Origin of the sequence: Xanthomonas sp. 3058 (assembly GCF_014199765.1) — a bacterium.
Classification (GTDB): domain Bacteria; phylum Pseudomonadota; class Gammaproteobacteria; order Xanthomonadales; family Xanthomonadaceae; genus Xanthomonas; species Xanthomonas campestris_B.
In genome coordinates this window covers 292,450-311,047 of record NZ_JACHOF010000003.1, presented here as the reverse complement: position 1 = coordinate 311,047, position 18,598 = coordinate 292,450, and the positions used below count along the sequence as shown (strand labels likewise).

General features: G+C 65.1%; 20 protein-coding genes. 5 read left to right on the top strand and 15 right to left on the bottom strand.

The genetic code is table 11. The features are described from left to right. Positions 1-116: 116 nt before the first annotated feature. From GGR61_RS06855 to rocF, 6 genes are all read right to left on the bottom strand, one after another. Positions 117-1,811, bottom strand: a complete 1,695-nt coding sequence (locus GGR61_RS06855; protein WP_184620962.1) for a M28 family metallopeptidase — start codon at positions 1,809-1,811, stop codon at positions 117-119. Between the two features lie 366 nt (positions 1,812-2,177). After that, on the bottom strand, positions 2,178-3,122 hold the full coding sequence (locus tag GGR61_RS06850; protein ID WP_184620897.1) for an MBL fold metallo-hydrolase: 945 nt from the start codon (positions 3,120-3,122) through the stop codon (positions 2,178-2,180). Positions 3,123-3,466: 344 nt separating this feature from the next. Next, complete coding sequence (locus GGR61_RS06845; RefSeq protein ID WP_184620896.1) at positions 3,467-4,756, bottom strand: tryptophan--tRNA ligase; 1,290 nt, start codon at positions 4,754-4,756, stop codon at positions 3,467-3,469. 347 nt (positions 4,757-5,103) lie between these two features. Then, complete coding sequence (locus tag GGR61_RS06840) at positions 5,104-5,238, bottom strand: entericidin A/B family lipoprotein (RefSeq protein ID WP_065466806.1); 135 nt, start codon at positions 5,236-5,238, stop codon at positions 5,104-5,106. Positions 5,239-5,316: 78 nt separating this feature from the next. Further along, complete coding sequence (locus GGR61_RS06835) at positions 5,317-5,469, bottom strand: entericidin A/B family lipoprotein (protein ID WP_006451340.1); 153 nt, start codon at positions 5,467-5,469, stop codon at positions 5,317-5,319. A gap of 112 nt (positions 5,470-5,581) precedes the next feature. Continuing rightward, positions 5,582-6,502, bottom strand: coding sequence for an arginase (gene rocF, locus GGR61_RS06830; RefSeq protein ID WP_260287078.1), 921 nt, complete (start codon positions 6,500-6,502; stop codon positions 5,582-5,584). Between the two features lie 624 nt (positions 6,503-7,126). On the opposite strand from rocF, the gene tmk reads away from it, so the two are divergent. The 3 genes from tmk (at position 7,127) to GGR61_RS06815 (ending at position 10,285) form a co-directional block, all read left to right on the top strand. Further along, positions 7,127-7,795: a dTMP kinase gene (gene tmk, locus GGR61_RS06825; RefSeq protein ID WP_184620895.1), complete on the top strand. Its 669-nt coding sequence runs from the start codon at positions 7,127-7,129 to the stop codon at positions 7,793-7,795. 755 nt (positions 7,796-8,550) lie between these two features. Further along, a complete protein-coding gene (locus GGR61_RS06820; RefSeq protein ID WP_184620894.1) occupies positions 8,551-9,756 on the top strand; it encodes an integrase arm-type DNA-binding domain-containing protein in 1,206 nt (401 codons plus the stop codon). Positions 9,757-9,925: 169 nt separating this feature from the next. After that, entirely contained in the window at positions 9,926-10,285 is a 360-nt protein-coding gene (locus GGR61_RS06815; RefSeq protein ID WP_184620893.1) for a hypothetical protein, read from the top strand. 202 nt (positions 10,286-10,487) lie between these two features. Here the strand turns inward: GGR61_RS06815 and GGR61_RS06810 are convergent, their stop codons facing one another. The 4 genes from GGR61_RS06810 to GGR61_RS06795 all read right to left on the bottom strand — a co-directional run bounded on the left by GGR61_RS06810 (position 10,488) and on the right by GGR61_RS06795 (position 12,629). Beyond that, positions 10,488-11,003, bottom strand: a complete 516-nt coding sequence (locus GGR61_RS06810; RefSeq protein ID WP_184620892.1) for a hypothetical protein — start codon at positions 11,001-11,003, stop codon at positions 10,488-10,490. 123 nt (positions 11,004-11,126) lie between these two features. After that, positions 11,127-11,435: a hypothetical protein gene (locus GGR61_RS06805; protein ID WP_184620891.1), complete on the bottom strand. Its 309-nt coding sequence runs from the start codon at positions 11,433-11,435 to the stop codon at positions 11,127-11,129. A 200-nt stretch (positions 11,436-11,635) separates the two neighbouring features. Continuing rightward, positions 11,636-11,914 (bottom strand): hypothetical protein, encoded by a 279-nt coding sequence (locus GGR61_RS06800; RefSeq protein ID WP_184620890.1) that lies wholly within the window; start codon positions 11,912-11,914, stop codon positions 11,636-11,638. Next, positions 11,907-12,629, bottom strand: coding sequence for a hypothetical protein (locus GGR61_RS06795; RefSeq protein WP_184620889.1), 723 nt, complete (start codon positions 12,627-12,629; stop codon positions 11,907-11,909). The genes GGR61_RS06800 and GGR61_RS06795 overlap by 8 nt, the downstream gene beginning before the upstream one ends. Before the next feature lie 258 nt (positions 12,630-12,887). Here GGR61_RS06795 and GGR61_RS06790 point away from each other — a divergent pair, with 258 nt between their 5' ends. Continuing rightward, on the top strand, positions 12,888-13,181 hold the full coding sequence (locus tag GGR61_RS06790) for a hypothetical protein (protein ID WP_184620888.1): 294 nt from the start codon (positions 12,888-12,890) through the stop codon (positions 13,179-13,181). 25 nt (positions 13,182-13,206) lie between these two features. Here the strand turns inward: GGR61_RS06790 and GGR61_RS06785 are convergent, their stop codons facing one another. The 4 genes from GGR61_RS06785 to GGR61_RS06770 all read right to left on the bottom strand — a co-directional run bounded on the left by GGR61_RS06785 (position 13,207) and on the right by GGR61_RS06770 (position 16,769). Beyond that, the gene (locus tag GGR61_RS06785; RefSeq protein WP_184620887.1) at positions 13,207-13,452 is read right to left on the bottom strand and encodes a hypothetical protein; all 246 of its coding nucleotides are present in this window, start codon (positions 13,450-13,452) and stop codon (positions 13,207-13,209) included. Next, complete coding sequence (locus tag GGR61_RS06780; RefSeq protein WP_184620886.1) at positions 13,445-13,963, bottom strand: hypothetical protein; 519 nt, start codon at positions 13,961-13,963, stop codon at positions 13,445-13,447. The genes GGR61_RS06785 and GGR61_RS06780 overlap by 8 nt, the downstream gene beginning before the upstream one ends. A gap of 475 nt (positions 13,964-14,438) precedes the next feature. Then, complete coding sequence (locus GGR61_RS06775) at positions 14,439-16,460, bottom strand: AAA family ATPase (RefSeq protein WP_184620885.1); 2,022 nt, start codon at positions 16,458-16,460, stop codon at positions 14,439-14,441. A gap of 3 nt (positions 16,461-16,463) precedes the next feature. After that, entirely contained in the window at positions 16,464-16,769 is a 306-nt protein-coding gene (locus GGR61_RS06770) for a DNA-binding protein (RefSeq protein ID WP_184620884.1), read from the bottom strand. Between the two features lie 402 nt (positions 16,770-17,171). On the opposite strand from GGR61_RS06770, the gene GGR61_RS06765 reads away from it, so the two are divergent. Beyond that, entirely contained in the window at positions 17,172-18,200 is a 1,029-nt protein-coding gene (locus tag GGR61_RS06765; RefSeq protein ID WP_221237302.1) for a hypothetical protein, read from the top strand. 13 nt (positions 18,201-18,213) lie between these two features. Here GGR61_RS06765 and GGR61_RS06760 read toward each other — a convergent pair whose 3' ends face one another. Beyond that, a complete protein-coding gene (locus GGR61_RS06760) occupies positions 18,214-18,504 on the bottom strand; it encodes a hypothetical protein (protein ID WP_184620965.1) in 291 nt (96 codons plus the stop codon). Positions 18,505-18,598: the final 94 nt, after the last annotated feature.

The following is an 18,598-nucleotide window of genomic DNA, read 5'->3' as shown; positions in this document are numbered from 1 at the left end:
CGCAGAAATCCCGCTCCAGGAACCGGGACGCAATGCCGGTATGCGGTGCAACGCGCGCATCGCCGGTCACGCAACGCCCGGGCTTGAAAAACGCCGGGCGTCGAACAGCGCTTGTCCTACTTGCGCGCGGCATCGCTGCTGGCGCGGATCGCCTTGAATTCCGAACCGTCCTGCCAGCTCGGCCACTGCCGGCCGTTGGCCAGCGCCACGCCGACGTCGTAGACCAGCGTGGTATCGGCCGCATGACCGCTGGCATCCCACTGCGGGGTCCAGCGATCGCACGGCTGGTGATAGCACTCGGCGAAGTATTTGTCGCGCAGCGCCTTGCCGGCCGCCACGCCGCCTTCGAGCATGTCCAGCCCGGGGCCGGCGGTGATCGCCGGCACGCCCATGCGCGCGAAGGCGAAATGGTCGGCGCGGTAGAAGAAGCCTGCTTCCAGATTCGGGTCCGGCGAATAGCGGCGACCGCGCGCCTTGGCCGCCGTTTCCAGATCGCCTTCCAGCGACACCCGTCCGCGTCCCCATGAGGCGATATCGCGGGTGGGGCCATCGGGGCTGAACATCTCCATGTTGAGCACCGCCACGGTCTTGTCCAACGGCGCCAGCGGATGCGCGGCGTAATAGTTCGCGCCAAGCAGGCCCTTTTCTTCGGCCGTCAATGCGATGAAGTACAGCGTGCGCTGCGGCTTGGGACCGGCGGCGAATACGCGCGCCAGTTCCAGCACGCTGGCCACGCCGGTGGCGTTGTCCACCGCGCCGCGACGCACCGTATCGCCGCTGGCATCGGCCTTGCCCACACCGAACGCATCCCAGTGCGCGGAGAAGATCACCGTCTCGTCCGGATGCTGGCTGCCGGTGAGCTTGGCCACCACGTTATGGGTGACCACGCGCTCGCGCTTGAGCTTGAAGTCCACCGACAGCGTGGCGTCGCCCAACGCGATCGGCGCGAAGTCGCGCTGCTGCGCACGGTGCTTGGCCTGCGCAAAATCCAGCCCGGCGCGCTGGAACAACGACACTGCCAACGCCTGCTGCATCCAACCGCGCACCGGCACGTGCTGGGCCTTTGCATCGGCATCGCTGCGCTCGATATCGAACAACGGCGACAGGCCCGAACTCTGCACCGTCGCCCAGCCGTACGCGGCCGGTGCGGTCTCGTGCACGATCAACACGCCGACGGCGCCGCGACGCGCGGCCTCTTCGTACTTGTAGGTCCAGCGGCCGTAGTAGGTCACCGCCTTGCCATCGAATGCGCCGGGCTGGCTGGATTCGAAGTCCGCATCGTTGATCAGCACCACTGCGATCTTGCCGTGCAGGTCCACGCCCTTGTAGTCGTCCCACTGTCGCTCCGGCGCGCTGATGCCGTAGCCGACGAACACCAGCGGCGCATTCTTCAAGCTCACCGCATCCTGCGGGCGCAGACTCTGCAAGGTCACATCGGTGCCATTGACCAGCGCCTGCGTCTTGCCAGCGACGCGCAGGCTGGCGCTTACCGGGCCATCCAGCTGCGCGCGCACCAACGGCACCGCCTGGGTCCAGCCGCCCTGCTCGCCGCCCGGCTGCAGGCCGGCAGCCTTGAACTGCTCGACCAGGTAGTCCACGGTGCGCTGCTCGCCGGCGCTGGCCGGCGCGCGGCCTTCGAAGTCGTCCGACGCCAACAGGCGTACATGCCGCGACAACGCCTCGGCATCGATGCCGCCGCCGGGCAGATCGTTGGCGGCCTGCGCCACGCCTCCCACGAACAGGCAGGCGGACAACAACAGGATGCGCATCGGATTCACGGCGTGGCCTTGCAACAGATAGATGACACACAGTTTACAAGCCTGCAGCCAACACCGGCTATGACACGACTTGGCAGGTGCGATGTCCTCACCGCTTGCACGATCCTGTGGCGGCATGGAGGCGATCACGGAGCCCTATCTGTGCGGACGTTGTCAGCTCCATGGACGGATGTACGGCGTGTCCCGCAAGAAGTGAGGGCATCGCGCGCTGGACAAGTTCGGCTTTGGAACGTCGAAACGCCGCTGAAGCTCAGGCTCTCCGTCGCCTCGAGGGGTGATTGATTCAGAGCACTGCCACTGCCCGTCCCGATATCACTTCACTGATCGACGAAAGCGAGTGCGGACAACACGTTGCCGTCATCGCTACAGCGTTCAAGAGGTTTTGCCGCTCCAGTAGCGCTAACTCGCGCGCGTCGCGCGATCCAGCCAGCAGGCCAGGCCCTGCGCGTTGAGTTCGATATCGGTGCCCAGCAACTGCGCCACGCTCGCATCGTCCAGCCGGCAGCCGTGCAGGCGGGCGCGCTCCAGATACAGTTCGGTCAACGCCGCCACCATGCAGCGATGGCGGTCCGCACGCTGCGCGCAACCCAGCGCGATGGCGGTCATTGCATGGATCTGCTCGACCAGCGCCTGCGCCAACGGCATTGGCGCTTCGACCCGCCCGTAATGGGTGAGATACATCGCCTGCGGCGCGGCCTCCATCAGCCGCGCGATCGACTGCAGCATCGCCTCCGGTTCGAACTGCACCGGCGAGGACGTCGGCAGGATGAAGGCGCCTTGCGCGCCATCGAGCTGGCGATACGACAAACCAAAGGTGTCGCCGGTGAACCAGCTGCGGCTGCGCGCATCCCATACGCAGAGGTGATGCCGTGCATGCCCTGGTGTGTCGATGGTGCGCAACGTGCGCTTGCCCACCATGACCGTGTGCCCATCGATCGCTTCCACCACCCGCTCGGCGGGCACCGGAACGATCGCGCCATAACTGCGCGCCATTTCCGCCTCGCCGTACACCGCCGTGGCACCGGCAATCAGCCGGGTGGGGTTGATCATGTGCGGCGCGCCACGTGGATGCACCAGCACCCGCGCATTGGGCAACTGCTGCAGCAAGGCGCCGGCACCACCGGCGTGATCCAGGTGCACATGGGTCAGGATCAACCACTCCACCTGCGCAGGCGTCAGCCCGGCAGACTGCAACGCGGCCAGCAGGTGCGGCACCGACAACGACGTGCCGCAATCGACGAAGGCCCCGCGCTGCGCATCGACGATCAAGTAGGCCGCATCGAACTGCGCGCCACCAAAACCGGTATCGATGGTGTGGATGCTGGATTCGGCTGGCGCTGTCATTCCCACCTCATGGTTGCCCAACAGGTGGCAGTGTAGGCGCAAGGTTCTGCGCCTGCCTGGGCCGCGATGTCAGCAAGCGACAAGGGCGGCCATCCACTGCCACAGCGCGCCATGCCAGCTCAGTGCGCACGCGGGAGCACATCCTGCACGGGCCATGCGCGCTGCACGGCCGACGGCCATCCGACCACTACTCGCTGCACCCGCAAGCCAGATGATCGCCAGTCCGGCATGGTTCTGCAACACGGTCACGCCTACCGCAGTCCTGCGTCGCCGTGCAGGTCTCCACATGCAACGCGCTGCGCAGACGGCCGTTGCGGCCATCTGCGCGCGCAGCATCGCGTCGACTACGCCTCGCGCAGTACCCGCATCGCCGCAAGAATCGCGTCTGCCTCCACCTGCGCATGCACGCCCGGCAGCTGCAGATCGCTGGCCTGCTCGGCCTGCTTCAAGCGCGCAATCAGCTGACCGGCGTCACGCGGCGATGCAAAGCCTTCGCTCTGCAGCAACAGCACACCGGCGCCGTCGTTCAACTTGAAGTAGAACTGCCCGTCGCTCTCGCGATACTGTTTGAACACCGGCGGCGCGCTCTTTTCTTCTGCGGCGACGGCCGTCGCATCGCCTTGGCTGGAGAGATCGCGCAGGCCCACCGCAGCACGCAGCTCGGCCAGAAACGGCGTGGCATAGCGCGCGCGCAGACGTGCGCCACCGGCGCGCAGAATCGTCTCGATCTTGCCCGGCTCGGCCATCAGCGCCGCATAGCGCGTACGCAGCGGCGCAATCTCCTGATCGATGCGCTCGAACAACCGCTGCTTGGCATCGCCCCAGGCGATGCCGTCGGCAAATGCCTGCGCAAATGCAGCCGTTTCCTGTGGCGTGGCAAAGGCCTGATACAGCTGAAACAGCGCCGAACCCTGCGTATCCTTGGCTTCGCCTGGCGCGCGCGAATCGGTGAGGATGGAAAACACCAGCTTGCGCAACTCCTCGCGTGATGCGAACAACGGAATGGTGTTGCCATAGCTCTTGCTCATCTTGCGGCCGTCCAGGCCCGGCAAGGTGGATACCTGCTCGTCGATCACCACCTCGGGCAAGGTGAAAAAGTCACGCCCGTACACATGGTTGAAGCGTTGCGCGAAATCGCGCGCCATCTCGATATGCTGGATCTGATCGCGCCCCACCGGCACCTTGTGCGCGTTGAAGATCAGGATGTCTGCGGCCATCAGCACCGGATACATGAACAAGCCGGCGGTCACGCCTGCGTCGTCGTCCTCGCCATCGGCACGGTTCTTGTCCACCGCCGCCTTGTAGGCGTGCGCACGGTTGAGGATGCCCTTGCCGGCCACGCAGGTCAGCAGCCACAGCAACTCGTTGGTTTCCGGAACATCGGACTGGCGGTAAAACCACACCGTTTCCGGATCCAGGCCGCAGGCCAGCCAGCTGGCAGCGATTTCCAGCGTGGAGCGCTGGGTGCGCGCCGGGTCCTGCGCCTTGATCAAGCTGTGCAGGTCGGCCAGGAAATAGAAGCTCTCCGTATCGGCCGCCGCACTGGCCTGGATGGCCGGACGGATCGCACCGACGTAGTTGCCCAGATGCGGGGTTCCGGAGGTGGTGATGCCGGTAAGGACGCGAGTGGTCATCTGCATAAGGCCAGGGAGTAGCCGCCAAGTTTAGCGTTTCCCTGCATCAGGCACCGGCGCGTCGCCGCTGCAGGCACCATCGCCCTGGCGCGCACGACAGACCGATCGTCGCTGGCGGCCCCTCACTGCGTCGTCCGGCGCGTGCAGATGCGTGCACCCCCCCCGATCAAGGCGTGCCGGCACACCGCGCGACGGCAGCAGTGACGGCGCGCCCGTCGGTCCTGGCAGGCTGCGCTGCCTTGAGCTGAAGATGCCGATCGCGCAGGCCGCAGCGCGACGCCACGCCGCCAGCGCCAGGCAAAAAAAACGGGCCTTGCGGCCCGTTTTTTTATGCGTGCAGCGCTAGATTACTTGCGCGCAGCGTCTTCCACTTTCTCGCCAGCGCCCTGCACGTCCTTGCCGGCACCTGCCACGGTGTTGCAACCGGACAGCATTCCAACCGACAACATCGACAGCACCAGCAGCACAATTGCACGCTTCATAACAGACTCCTTCAGGGGTAAGCGGCGATTTGCCGCAGAACAATTCCAGAAACGATGACGCTCAAACACAACCAGGAATCAGCACTTACCGTCGCTGCAGTTATCGGCCTTCTTTTCGACCTTCTCACCTGCACCCTGCATGTCCTTGCCGGCGCCGGCCATCGTGTTGCAGCCAGTCATCACGCCAGCCGAAAACAGGCCCAGTACCATCAGTGTCAGCAGTCGCTTCATTGTGTCTTCCTCAGTTCTGCATTCGGTGCCAACGCACCTTGCTTGGCCCCAAATCTGACTGCGCGGCCGTGGATTTGATGTGAACGCGCGGTGCGCGGTGTTCAGCGATCGATCAATCCCGCATCAATGTCGACTTGCCGAACAGGCTCTCCACCAGATCCACCGCCAGCTCGGCGGTCGCGTTGCGGTTGTCCAGCACCGGGTTGAGTTCGACGATATCCAGCGATCCCATGCGCCCGGTGTCGGCAATCATCTCCATCACCAGCTGCGCCTCGCGGTAGTTGGGACCACCGGGTACGGTGGTGCCTACGCCCGGCGCGATGCTGGGGTCGAGGAAATCCACGTCGAAGCTCACATGCAGGTGGGTGTCGGCGCTCATCCCCTGCAGCGCAGCTTCCATGGTGCGCTTCATGCCGGCCTCGTCGATGTAGCGCATGTCGTAGACGTCGATGCGGTGCTGCTTGATCAGGCGCTTCTCCTCCGGGTCCACCGAGCGGATGCCGATCTGCCGCATCTGCTCGGGCAGCAACGCCGGCGCGCTGCCGCCCAGATGGGTCAGCGCCTGCGGGCCCAGCCCGCACAGGCAGGCGACCGGCATGCCATGCACGTTGCCCGACGGCGTCACCTCGCTGGTATTGAAGTCCGAATGCGCATCCAGCCACAGCACCCGCAACGGGCGTTGCTGCTCGCGGCAGTACCTGGCCACTGCGGTGATCGAACCGATGCCCAGGCAATGGTCGCCACCGAGCATGATCGGCATGCGCCCGGCGTGCAGCTCGCCATAGCTGGCGTCCATCAGCGCCTGATTCCAGGCCACCACTTCGTCCAGATGCCGGTAGCCGGCCTGCGGCGCCTGCCAGGGATTGCGCGGACCATCCAGGTTGCCCAGATCGCGCACCTCCACGCCACGGCCGATCAAGGCCTCCTGCAACCCGGCGATGCGTAACGCCTCCGGTCCCATCCGCGCGCCACGGTGGCCGGCACCGATATCGGTGGGAACGCCAATCAGGGAAACCGGCAGGTACTGCGTCATGCATTGCTCCAGCATCGTCAAAGCCTGGCAGTCTAGTTGCGCGCCGCGACACTGACGCGCGGCAGCGCAGCACGGCGCACGCGTGGGTGCGCTCGGATCAGTCGAAGCTGCCGCATCCTGCCGTCGCAAAAGGATGAGGTGCGTGGTGCACGCTCGACCGGCCGCATCACCTGCGCGGTCAGGCCGCTGCAGTGCTCGCTACGCGCCGGCGACCCATTGCTCGGCAACCCGAATGGCGCATGTCTGCTTGGTGGACGCACCAGACAAAACAAGGAATCCGGTCACGACGGTGCCTGAAAGGGCGTCACGCGGGGGATGCCGCCTCTAGGGTGGCGGCGACGCGTCCATCTTCCTTGATGCCAGCAAAACGCGACTCACCCGGCATGCGGCTGAGTCTGTTGTCTGACTTGTTCAGTATGCCTCGCAGTCAGAAGCGGAACCATCGGGACATTCCCGACATCGCGCAGGACATCCCGGCGACCCGGCACTCCCAATCGCGGCGACGCTGGGTGCGACAACCCCCCGATTGATGATCGGTGATCCACACTGCAGCGCGACCGGCACGAGGGCTGCGGGGCGCTGATCCGACACTACGATCGGATGACGATCGGATAAAGTAGCGCGATGACAATCGAACTGAAGCCCGGCGGCTTGTTGATCGCCATCGAAGGCATCGACGGCGCCGGCAAGACCACCCTCGCCCGCAGCCTGGCTGCCACGCTGGACGCGTCCGGCGCCCGCGTCGTGCTGAGCAAGGAGCCGACCAATGGCCCCTGGGGCACGCAACTGCGTCAGTCCGCCGCCACCGGCCGCCTGAGTGCGGACGAGGAAGCCGATCTGCTGATCCGCGACCGCCATGAACATGTGGACAACTTGATCGCACCGGCGCTGGCACGCGGCGACATCGTGATCCTGGACCGCTATTTCCCGTCGATGGTCGCCTATCAGGGTGCCGCCGGCCTGCCGCTGGACGCGCTGCTGGAGCGCAATGCCTTCGCCCCGCGCCCGGACCTGTTGCTGCTGCTCGACCTGCCACCGCCCACCGGCCTGGCCCGCATCCGCGCCCGCGGCGACGCACCCAATCACTTCGAAACCCAGGACAACCTGGAACGCTGCCGCTCGATCTTCAACGCACTGCAGTTGCCCGGCAAACACGTCGTGGATGCCAGCGCCGATGCAGACAGCGTGCTGCGCCAGGCCCATGCCATCGTGGTGGCCGCACTGGCCGAACGACTGAGCGGCGACGCCGACAAGGCCGCACTGGAACTGTTATCGGCCGGTCGGCCGGCCTGATCTGCCGCGCGTGCTGACGCGCGCGCAACAAAGGCATTGCGGGTTGCAGGTCGTAGGTCGTAGGTTGCGGATTGCGGATTGCGGATTGCAGATTGCAGGCAACTTACCGGTGTGCGATCAGCGCACGCCGATCAAGCCCTTCTCCCCACCGCGAGCGCGCGGTCTTGATCAACTGGCCGCGATAGCGCCCCCATTCGCCCTGCGGGCACCTTCCCCCGCACGCGGGAGAAGGGAGGTTGCACGCGAGAGTAAGCATGTCGAGACCGGATGTGCCCCAGTTCCTCTCTCGCGTGCGGCACAGGGGTTGGGCTGGGGGCAAGGCCAGCCACAGCAACCGACGGCCCCGTTCACCGACCTCGGGACTTCGCGCCAGACGCGATCATCATCCAGATGGCGATCGCCACGACAGGCGGCGAACTTGGCCCGCATCACCACCGTGCGTGACAATCGGCCGCAATACAAACCCCCGGCCACGGCAAAAAGCGCTTAAACGGCTGCACGGCACAAGCCAGTGTGCTCACAGAAGATGTGGATTGAAGATGGTGCCGGCACCCGGATTCGAACTGGGGACCTACCGCTTACAAGTTGGTGCGCCTGAGCCGTACCATGATTTGAAATCGGATGGTCCGGGGCCGCTTACACCGAGGAAAAACCGCGACTTAATGAGGCTTCAGGGGCACAAACGGCGCGTCTGAACACGGCACCTTGTGGTGCGAAACCGTGTCCGAGCCGTGGCCCCGTCACCCGGAGCCAACATGAAGTCGAAGATCACCCAATCCCTCGTCGAGAGGGCGCCCCGACCCGAGCCCGGCAAGTCGGTCCTGTACGCCGACACCGAGATGAGAGGGTTCTATCTCATCGTCACCCCCACCAAGCGCAGCTTCTATGTCCAGTCCCTTGTCAACGGGCGTCAGGTCAGGACGAAGCTGGGCGACCACCCGGCAATGGACGCCAAGCAGGCCCGCGACCTCGCCCGGCAGACCCTGGTCGGCATGCGGGGCGGCACCAACCCGAACGAGGAGCGCCGCAGGGCCAAGGCCCGCGGCATCACTCTGCGGGAGGCACTGGACCTGCACCTCAGCTCGCGCCACCTCGCCGACAAGACCCGCAGCGGCTACGAGTACCACATCACCTACTACCTCAAGGACTGGGTCGACAGACCGCTGGCCGAGATCGGCGCGGACCGTCAGGGCGTGCGCGAGCGCCACCGCAGGATCACCGAGCGGAGCGGCGCCACCTCGGGCGACAACGTCATGCGGGTGCTGCGCTCGGTCTACAACCGCGCCCTGCGGCAGTTCCCCGACCTGCCGCCGAACCCGGTGGGCAACGTGGACATGAACGGCATGCGCCGCCGCGAGGTGGACGCCAGCCCCGACAAGCTCAGGGCGTGGGGCAAGGCGGTGCTGTCGCTTGGCAACCCGGTGCGGCGCGACCTCCAGCTCTTCATGATCCTGTCGGGCATGCGCCGCACGGCGTCGTGCGAGGCGAGGCGCGCGGACCTCGGCGACGGCCACCTGCACGTCCCGAATCCCAAGGGCGGTGCGGCCAAGAAGTTCGACCTGCCGCTGTCGTCTGCGCTCGCCGACCTGCTTGCGCACCGAGAGGCGAACGCCGACAGCGTGAGGCGCAAGACGCCCTACCTGTTCCCTGCCGACTCGGCGTCGGGCCGGGTGGCGGAGGTCCAGCAGCACGAGCTGGGCGACCTCACCGGCCACGCTCTGCGGCACGCGTACGCGTCGCTGACATTGCAGTCTGGCGTGCCGCTGCTGGAGCTGCGTTTCCTGCTGAACCACAGCGCGTCCAGCGGCGGCGTCACGATGGGCTATCTGCACCCGTCGCTCGACCACCTGCGCGAGCATCAGGAACGTGCATCCAAGTACATCCTCGACGCGCTCGGCCTCGTGCACGAGCTTGGAACGTGGCCGCCGAGGCTTGTAAGCACGCCTACAGAAGCGCTGTAAATCATCATTTTTCAATTCTGCTGGAGGCGACAGTTTCGAGAAGTGTTGATAGCCGGCGTTTGCATTTCCGAAGGAACATCTGTCCCGCACCACGCGCGGTGTTGACCCGGAGTTCGGCGGGAACCTATCCCTTCCGTCAGCTCCTTCATCAACGAAGTAGGAGATTCACATGAACAAGAGCAACGAAACCCCCGCCATCGAGCGACTGGCCGCCAGCATGTCCGAGGTGTGCCGCGAGTTCGAGCGCATCGCCAGCAACAGCGGGCCGGACACGGACGCGATGGTGGTACTGATCCGAGCCTTAGAGCGCCAGCCGGCGGCCACTGTTGAGACGCTAACCGCTGAGTGGGTTGAGGAGCTGGGAGACCACCCCGTCAACGAGGAAGCCGTCAGCATGGCACTGGAACTGCGCCGCCTGTTCGGCGCGGAGTGGTACGTGACCTGCGCGAACTACAGGATGCGCGAGAACAACGAGAACTGCCGTGGTGAGGGAGACGAAGACCTCACGCTGTATGGTGACGACGTCTAGGAGGTCCGCGATATGTGGGCAGAGCGTTTCGAGAGCCTCGACCGCAAGCGCGCGCGCGAGGAGTCGGCAGCGCAGGCATGGCTCAAGCGGCAGGCACGGAAGGCTGCCTGATCCACCGTCGGGACGTGATTGCGCACAAGCGCATGAAAAGAAACGGCCACCGTCACGGTGGCCCTTTTTCGTATACGACGGAAAAACGGCTTCAGTCGTCGGATGGCGCGGGCTTGAGCACCCGAACCGTGGACAGCGCCTCGGCCGACTGCTCCTCGTCCATGTCTGCCGGGTGATGCTTCTGACGCGGCGGCACCTCGACACCCTTCTTGCGCATGTCGTTGGCATACCAGCGCACCGACTTCGCAGTTGCCGCCGCGCCCTCGATCTGCGCGTTGACCATGTCGGCCACCAGCGCGTGCGGGAAGCCCGCTGGGTCCATCAGGATCGCGCGTGCGAGCACACCGACTCCAAGGCCGCACGGCTTCTTCTCGGTCTCATCCGGCGCTTCGGTGGCCTCGGCCTTCGACTCTGCGCGCTGCGCGGCTGCCGTGGGCTTCTTCGGCTGCCCGAAGGAGGCCAGGTCGATGTTTTTGCCGGCCGCGATCTGCTCGATCCGGGCGACGAGCTTGGTCCGCGTCGCGAAGGTCTTGGGACCGGCAGGCTTGTCAGCGATCCGGTTGTGCAGGGCCAGCAGTTCCTTGGTGGGCACTTCTTCCAGTTTCATGGCTTTCTCCTACGTGTTGGTGGGCACGTAGGTATTAGGTCGCGTTCACCTCGATTTTGGAGCGGGCTATCCAAAGAAAAAGGGGCCAACTGGCCCCTTTTGCCCCACCACTTCCGAACCGCGTCACGCGTTGATCAGGCCAAGCTGAGCAGACAAAGCAGAATCATGCGACTCAAGGGCCGCGTTGCCAGTAACTTGATCAAGCTTGAACTGTGCATAGCCAATAGCATTCAGCTTGTTGACTTGACGGTTCTTTTCAAACTCATACATGGCGTTCAAGTCGTGATCGAACTTAGAGAACTGCTCCTCGGGAACGAAGCCGTATCGATCATTCAAGTAGCGAATCTCCTTGCTCACATCAACACGATGGTCCACTTTGACCAAATGTCGCGCGAGCGAGTGCAGCTGTGCGTCGAGAACAAGACCTGCCATGACTTCCTCCTGTAGCGTGGATGTTCTCCGCATATTGCGGATACAGCGGCTGTTTTCAAGACACCCAACTAGCTGTCGGCGCGCGAAGGTCCGCAAGCGCATGAAAAAGAAGGGGATGCCGTGAAGACATCCCCTCCGAAACACGGCCGGGCCACCCGTTGCCCTCTTCGCACCTAACCAACCCGGCCGGGTTTGCTCGGTCAGGCTGAGCAGAGCGCGAGGTGCGCCTGGTGATAGCCAAGTCGGTCGGCACGGCGCTTCGTGGCCCGGTCCACGTACAGGTCCAGCGCCCGGCAGTACGGCATGCCCGCCAGGCGCGCCGCGTCGTCGAAGTAGTCGGAGTACGGGCGGACGCCCGCGGCCTCGGCCCGCTCGGCCAGGGACGCGAGGAGGTCGCGGCCCGTGCGCAGGGCGCCGACCATCCCGGACAGCGCGATCGCCACCGGGTGGTCCGCCGAGTAGTGGGCCAGCTTATTCATCGCCGCCCCCGATCAGTTCGTGGTCGATGTCCCGCTCGCGCATCGCGAGCTCGATCGAGCTGATGGGGTTGGCCTTGCCGGCGTTCCAGGCGCGGATGGTGACCAGGATGCCCTGGAGGCGCGCGTCGCCCAGCTTCACGTACTCCTGGACCTTGAGGTAGTCGTCCATGCGCATGGCGGTGGCCAGTTCGACGGGGCCGACCGGGCGGTCCTTGGACGGCATGCGGTCGATCAGGGACAGCACCGCCGAGGCCAGGGCCAGGTTGCGCGTGCCGACGGCGACCTGAGCCATGTGGCCGAGCTCTGCCGGGCCGGCGTGCTGGAGCTGCTGGAGGTACTCGGTGCGCTTGGGGTCGCCGAGGGCCGCGCGGGCCAGGACCTTCGCCGGGGAGTCGTAGAACGGCTTCTGCGCGATGAGCTGCGCGTGCGGGGCACCCGCCTGCTTGAGCAGCGCGTCCAGCTCGGCCTTGCTGTTGTCCCTGATCTGGCGGACGGCCGCGAGGGTCTCGTTCTGCGCGAAGCGCGCCAGCTCGCCCGCGCCGACGCCCGGCGCGTTCTTCCAGCGCGAGGCGATCTCGTTCTTCTTGGCGGCGACGTCCTTGTTGAGGCGCTCGATGGCCTTGAGGACGCGAGAGTGCAGCGTGTCGAGCTGCGAGGCGAGCTCGCCGATCTGCTGCGGGCTGAGTAGCTGAGTGTCGCTGAGGGTGATCTTCATGGCTCGTGTGCTCCGGTGGGTTGTGGTCCTCCGGTCGCCTGTCACGAGCGCGTCCCCAGCCGCGGGGTGGTCTGCGCGCCAATGCGCTGACCGGATGCGTTCAATGTGTCGGGGAGCGTGGGCAACGAACGCCATCGTTCTCCGGGCGTGTTTCCCTCGGTGCTGCCCTGCCGAGGCGGATTGCGGTGAAAGCTTCGGCGTCGCGGCACCCTCTAACCGCGTGTTAGGCTTCCTGAACAAACTCAGGGGGTTAACGGAATGAAAGTCAAGATCAAAGACCTGAACGTCAGCATGGAGCTCGGCAACAATGGCGTCACGTTCGACGTATATGACGGCACCGAAGCCTTTTTGGGTGACCTGCGCCTCGGCAGAGCGACCGTCGAGTGGTGCAAGGGACGCACTCGGGCCGGCAACGGCATTAAGGTGAATTGGAATGAGCTTCTTGCCTTCTTCGACGAAGTAGCTGCGAAGAAGGCGGCCAAGAAAGTGAAGAAAGGCGCTAAGAAGGCTGCCAAGGTCGCCGCACCCAAGGCTAAGAAAGCAAGAGCCTGAGGCTCAAGTGGGTCAACCGTGGGAATTAGTGCCCGCGGTTGACGCTGCCATGCTCGCGCCTGTCCTCATACTCCAGCGACATGCGCTCCCACTCGCTCGCATCCAGGCGTGGCACCGGGCCGAGGCACGTCATCTCGCTGCGCCGCGCCAAGGCGTCGCGCCCGCCCATCGCCGCGACCGCGTCTGGCGCCGTCGCCTGGATCGCTCTCAGCATCACGTCGATCTGCTCTGCCTTGGCGAGCGCCTCGGCAACAGTCAGCTTCTCACTCATTGTCCTGGTCCTCATCGTTCGGCCGCGCCGCGTTGTACTTGGAGAGCAGCGCCACGAGCTGCGCGCGCTCGTCTGCCGGCATCGCCAGCAGGGCGTCGGCCGACAGGCCGGTGTCCTCGACCTTGACGCGCAGCCTGTCCGCCATCTGCTCGCCGTAGCGGAACTTGAGCAGCACCTCTAGGAGCCTGTCGCTGTGCTTGCGCACAGTGAGCGGCCTTTCCTCACCCGTTGTCGGGTCCGCGGTGGTGGCGAGGCGCCCCTGGTGGATCACGGGCTCGTCGTAGCCGAGCGCGGCGCGCCTGTACGCCTCGTCGAGCAGCGAGTCGAGCGCCACCTCGACCGCCTTCTCCCACCGGGTTCGGAACTCGATGTCGTTGGCCTTGTGGTAGAAGGCCGTCTGCCTGCTGATGCCCACTGCTGCCGCGGCCAGCTTGGGCGAGCACGTGTCCTCCAGCACCTGGAAGAACAGCTCGCGCCGCTCGGGCGTGAAGGTGTTCGGGATGGACTGCACGTCGCCGTCTCCATGAAAAAGTGGCTTACGGCGTGATCGTGTCGTGCTTACGCGCGCAGGCACGCCATCGTTCAAGCAACTGGATCAACGGCTTGAATAGCGTCGGCCACCCGATGCTCGATTAGATGGCGTGCTTCGATGGGATCGTTCGGCCTGTTCGCCTCGCGCGCGAGGGACAAGGCACGCAAGGTTGGACGCATCCGTCCACGCGCTGTCGATGATGTGGAGGGGTTCGGTTTTCGATAGTCGGTCTGATTGTCACGTTCGTCGTCTATAGACTGACGAACGCCGTGACAATCGAATCCGCCAGTGACTTTCGGTTTGACAATCGGGTGGCCGAAAGCTGCCTAAATGCTTGCCGCGCTTAGATTGTCGCGCTGACAATCGAAACTGACTTTCGGCGACAATCTGATTGTCGCTGGGCGCGACAATCGAGCTCCGAAAGTCGCGCCCCATGACAATCGAAATTGCGCGTTTACCCCTCCGTCCTGACCAGGATACCGAGCTTCGGGTTGCGCGGATCCATCGGTTCCAGCCACACCATGAAACCGTCGATCGTGGCCCTCGCGTTGCTGCGCCCCTCGGGCACTGCCTTCTCGATCTTGCGCCGCGCCGTCTTATCCGAGACGCCGTCCCGTTCGCAGACGATCGCAGCCAGCTCCTTCAGCGGGATGCTGCCGCCGCGCTCGTTCGCCTCCTGGCGCGCCAGCTCCAGGATGGGGTCCATCCCGCCGCCGAACTCGCCCTGCGGATCGACCATCACGGTGGGTCGCAGCACCAGGGAGTCGCCGACCTTTTCCATGTTGAAGCGCATCGGGGGCTCGCGCTCCGCGTCCTTCTGCTTCTTCACCGTCACCCTGATCGAGCGCCCGTCGTTGTCCCGCTCCACCTCGACCGTCGTGTCCATCGCGCCCAGCAGCGCGGTGCTGCCGCGCATGCCCTTGCTCAGGTCCTTGCCCGAGTGGTGCACCACGACCACCGTGGCGCCCGTCGCGTCGCGTAGCCGCTTCATGCTGGCGATGTAGCGCCCCATGTCCTTCGCCGAGTTCTCGTCTGCGCCCGCGGCCGTCTGGTTCAGGGTGTCGATGACGACCAGGCGCAGCTGCCCCAGACCTTCAGTCACCACCTCGACGAATGCGCGCACGCCGCCGTCCTTCTCCGCCGCGAGGTTGAGGTCGTCGCGCATCAAGTGCAGATCGAACCTGCGTCCCTGCGCGCACCTGTCCATCTTCCAGGCGCGGAAGCGCTTGCCCAGGCCGGGCGCACCCTCTGCGGCGATGTACAGGACGCCGCCGTGTTCGACCTGCCTGCCGTGCCAGTCGATACCGCCCGCGATGGCCATCGACATGTCCACGGCGAGGAACGACTTGCCCGACTCCGGCGCGCCGTAGATGGCGGCGAGGCTGCCCTCGGTGAGTACGCCGGGCACCAGCCACCTCGGCGGCGGTAGCGACTCGACGTCGTCCAGCGACAGGAAGTTCCAGCGGCTGCGCTCCTCGACGACCTCGACCTCGTCCCACGCGTCGAAGTCGTCCGCCGCGTCCGGCGGCGCGATGTCGGCGCCCGCACCGTTGAGGTGGAGGCGTAGCGTGGCGATGGTCACCGCACCGTCGCGATCGGCGTGCAGGGAATCCCAGCGGCGCCCAACGATCCACTCATGGTCCGCGAACTGTGGGTCGGAGGTGGACCAGTCGATGAACTGCTGCCTGCCCTCGCCGTCGGTGGCGTGGTGGCAGGCCATCATCAGCTCGAGCCAACGATCGTGGTCCTGGTAGTCGGATGGGTCTAGGTATTCGAGCGACGACGCCAGCTGCTCCGGCGTGATCTCGCCCGCACCCGCGCTGTGCTTCTTCTCCGGCCTGCGCGCCATTTCGACCAGCCGCGCGGGCAGGTCCGGCATGTCGCCCAGCGGAGGCGAGTCAGATGCCCAGCGGTACAGGCCACCGGTAGGGTGCACGGAACCCGCGGCGACGACCTGGCGGCCGAGCGACTTGAACTCGACGCCCTCGAAGCCCTCCACGCTGTCCAGCAGCGACACGCCCGCGGGCTTGAGGAAGTAGTAGTGGTGGCCCGGGTGGTCCCGGTTGCCGGTGAGGACGTGCGGCGCCGACGAGAGCGGCAGGCCGACGGCAGCGGCGAGCTCGGCCAGGCTGTCGCGCCCCTCGGGAAAGTTGCGCGGGTCCACGTCCACCACGACCACCTCGGCCGGCAGGCGCACGCCTAGGTTCAGGCCGTCGCGCCTCGCGCGCTCCAGCACCTCGGTCTGGTCGTAAGCGCGCTCCTGCCAGCGGCGGTCGGCCGGCATCTTGCCGCGGCGGCGCAGGGGGATCAGGTCGAGGCGGACGCGGCGGTAGCCTTCGGCGGACTCAAATGATGGCGTCGCGACAGCAGCCCCCACGGCATCATTGATCCCGTGAGCTTCGGCAAGCTCCGTCTCCTGGTTGGTCACCTCGCGCCCACGGTCTCGTACGCCGTGGGCGTTTCTATTTGCGGCCATCGGTCAGCCCTCCGCATTGGCAGTGCGGGCGGCCAGCATTGCGGTGGCGACCCTGCGGACGCCCTCGCTCATCGGCTGGCCTTTGGTGTACTCGCGCAGGTCGCCCATGCGGTAGCGGATCAGCTTCGGTCCGACGCGGGCGTAATTCGGGCCACCGCCGTGGCATCGGTACCACGCCAACGTGGCGCGCTTGAGCCGCAGGACTGCGGCGGCCTCCTCGGGCTTAACCATCGCCTCGTCGGGCAGTGCGTGCAGCTCGGCAAGCTCGTCGGGGGTGAACTTCTTGGGTTCGGGGGTAGTCACAGGCATGCTCCATCTCCAAACTCCCGCGGAGACGGAATGCCGCCGGGGGACTGGGCCTGCTGTGCGTCGCAGAGATGGGCTGCTCAGTTCGTCATGCTGAGCTGGCCTCGGCTGTTCTTGCCACCGAAAGCACTTCTGACCGCCATAGCCATTGCCGACGATCCTCGGACTGGTCTGGTCCGCAGCCCGATTAACCACACTGTATCCGGATGGTTCTCGCGCTGATACCAACATTGCGGCCGGGCTTCCCAAGGAGCACGTGTCGCCAGATTCGGTCCGGGCTGCCCGGTATCAGGCCATGCGGCATCGGTCGCGACACGGGCTGTCTGGTGAGGCCGTACTGCCGTCCGTCTAGTGCGCTCGCCTGACCGGCAGCTATCCTCCTAAGTTCGTCGTTGGGGTGCATGCATGGAAATGGAATCTAAGAAGAGAGTGGCCGGCCCCCCTGACCTGCCAAGACTCATCCAGGACGTTCTGGCGGAGTTGGGATATGACGCGGACGCAGCAGCGGTAGCCGAACAGGTTCGTCGCCTCGACATTGGCTTGCCAGCGGAGGATGAGTTCTCGGTGGTATGCGCCTGGCTCGGGAAGTGCCAACTCCTTCACAAGCTCGACCAGCACCAAGTACCCATCGCCTCCAAGCAGCAGTTCCAAGTACCCGACCTGCTGGCCAAGTTCTCGACCCAGACAAGCAAGCTCCCCTTGCTAATCGAGGTGAAGTCGAAGAAGGACAAGCTACTGTCCTTCAAACCCGAGTACATGGAGCGCCTACAGAACTACGCCGATATGGTGGGCATGCCTCTGCTTATCGCGTGGAAGTTCCATAGCTTATGGATGCTGTTCGAAGCGCGGCACATGGCGAAAGCAAAAAAAAATTTCAACATCACACTCAACACGGCCATGCGAGAAAACATTCTCGGCACGCTGGCTGGCGATGTTGCGTATAAGATCGGCGCAGGTGCAGGAGTCCATCTTCGGTTTCGCAAGGACAAGCTACTTGGCACTGAGAAGACCGACAATGGCTACACAGAGCAGTGGGCGATGACCATCGACGACGTGGGATTCACTGATCGCGAAGGAGCGCGCTGTACGGACCTCGACGGCGAGGTCCAGTCGTTGTTCACCGCGTGGGATCTGGAAGAGAAAGAGGAGCACACCGACTCGCATGTCCACCGGCACTACGTCGCAGGAAATGAAGGGATGCAGTTTGCGCACACCGCCCTCGTCCACCTGCTGAACTGGGAGTCATCCAACGATGGCAGGCCCCACTGGCGGGGGCTCATGCGAAAAGAACAGGTGACCGCGAACGTCGCGAACTTTTCAGCTGCGCTGGAGGCCGCCTTCCGGCAAAAAGTTGTGTCCCACATCTTCCACGTGCAGCCGCACACCATGCCGGCTTTCTTGGAGCCGGCTTTCTTGGAGCCGACCACTGACTAGGCCGTGATCTCGGCTACAGGCACGCACCGGCCCATGCGTCGGCGATGTTATCCCGCCCCTCAAGGATCACGCTCTTGCCGCTCGATAAGAAGCGCCGGAAGCCCGTGTAGCCACCAAAGTCGTTCTTGGCGTTAACCTGGCCGCAGGCGACCACGCCGAACTCCTCGGTGTAGTTGACACGAACGTCCTTGAACTGCGCCGAGTCCGAGTCCTTCAGTTGACGCCTGACGGCGCGTTCGGCCGCGACAATGGTCTCGGCGCCGAACCACTTCTCCTGCTGCGCCTTCTTCTCTTCCGCCGGCATAGGGCGCTCGGGCTGCGGCTCCGCTGGCCTCTGCGGCTTCGGCACTGCCGCGGTTGCAGGTACGGCAGGCGCGGACTCACCACCCGGCACCAGC

What these genes read in the sequence shown, in the direction of transcription:
- GGR61_RS06850 (WP_184620897.1), bottom strand. Translation starts at nt 3,122, where the DNA reads ATGACAGCGCCAGCCGAATCCAGCATCCACACCATCGATACCGGTTTT.
- GGR61_RS06845 (WP_184620896.1), bottom strand. Translation starts at nt 4,756, where the DNA reads ATGACCACTCGCGTCCTTACCGGCATCACCACCTCCGGAACCCCGCAT.
- GGR61_RS06840 (WP_065466806.1), bottom strand. Translation starts at nt 5,238, where the DNA reads ATGAAGCGTGCAATTGTGCTGCTGGTGCTGTCGATGTTGTCGGTTGGA.
- GGR61_RS06835 (WP_006451340.1), bottom strand. Translation starts at nt 5,469, where the DNA reads ATGAAGCGACTGCTGACACTGATGGTACTGGGCCTGTTTTCGGCTGGC.
- rocF (WP_260287078.1), bottom strand. Translation starts at nt 6,502, where the DNA reads ATGACGCAGTACCTGCCGGTTTCCCTGATTGGCGTTCCCACCGATATC.
- tmk (WP_184620895.1), top strand. Translation starts at nt 7,127, where the DNA reads ATGACAATCGAACTGAAGCCCGGCGGCTTGTTGATCGCCATCGAAGGC.
- GGR61_RS06820 (WP_184620894.1), top strand. Translation starts at nt 8,551, where the DNA reads ATGAAGTCGAAGATCACCCAATCCCTCGTCGAGAGGGCGCCCCGACCC.
- GGR61_RS06815 (WP_184620893.1), top strand. Translation starts at nt 9,926, where the DNA reads ATGAACAAGAGCAACGAAACCCCCGCCATCGAGCGACTGGCCGCCAGC.
- GGR61_RS06810 (WP_184620892.1), bottom strand. Translation starts at nt 11,003, where the DNA reads ATGAAACTGGAAGAAGTGCCCACCAAGGAACTGCTGGCCCTGCACAAC.
- GGR61_RS06805 (WP_184620891.1), bottom strand. Translation starts at nt 11,435, where the DNA reads ATGGCAGGTCTTGTTCTCGACGCACAGCTGCACTCGCTCGCGCGACAT.
- GGR61_RS06800 (WP_184620890.1), bottom strand. Translation starts at nt 11,914, where the DNA reads ATGAATAAGCTGGCCCACTACTCGGCGGACCACCCGGTGGCGATCGCG.
- GGR61_RS06795 (WP_184620889.1), bottom strand. Translation starts at nt 12,629, where the DNA reads ATGAAGATCACCCTCAGCGACACTCAGCTACTCAGCCCGCAGCAGATC.
- GGR61_RS06790 (WP_184620888.1), top strand. Translation starts at nt 12,888, where the DNA reads ATGAAAGTCAAGATCAAAGACCTGAACGTCAGCATGGAGCTCGGCAAC.
- GGR61_RS06785 (WP_184620887.1), bottom strand. Translation starts at nt 13,452, where the DNA reads ATGAGTGAGAAGCTGACTGTTGCCGAGGCGCTCGCCAAGGCAGAGCAG.
- GGR61_RS06775 (WP_184620885.1), bottom strand. Translation starts at nt 16,460, where the DNA reads ATGGCCGCAAATAGAAACGCCCACGGCGTACGAGACCGTGGGCGCGAG.
- GGR61_RS06770 (WP_184620884.1), bottom strand. Translation starts at nt 16,769, where the DNA reads ATGCCTGTGACTACCCCCGAACCCAAGAAGTTCACCCCCGACGAGCTT.
- GGR61_RS06765 (WP_221237302.1), top strand. Translation starts at nt 17,172, where the DNA reads ATGGAAATGGAATCTAAGAAGAGAGTGGCCGGCCCCCCTGACCTGCCA.
- GGR61_RS06760 (WP_184620965.1), bottom strand. Translation starts at nt 18,504, where the DNA reads ATGCCGGCGGAAGAGAAGAAGGCGCAGCAGGAGAAGTGGTTCGGCGCC.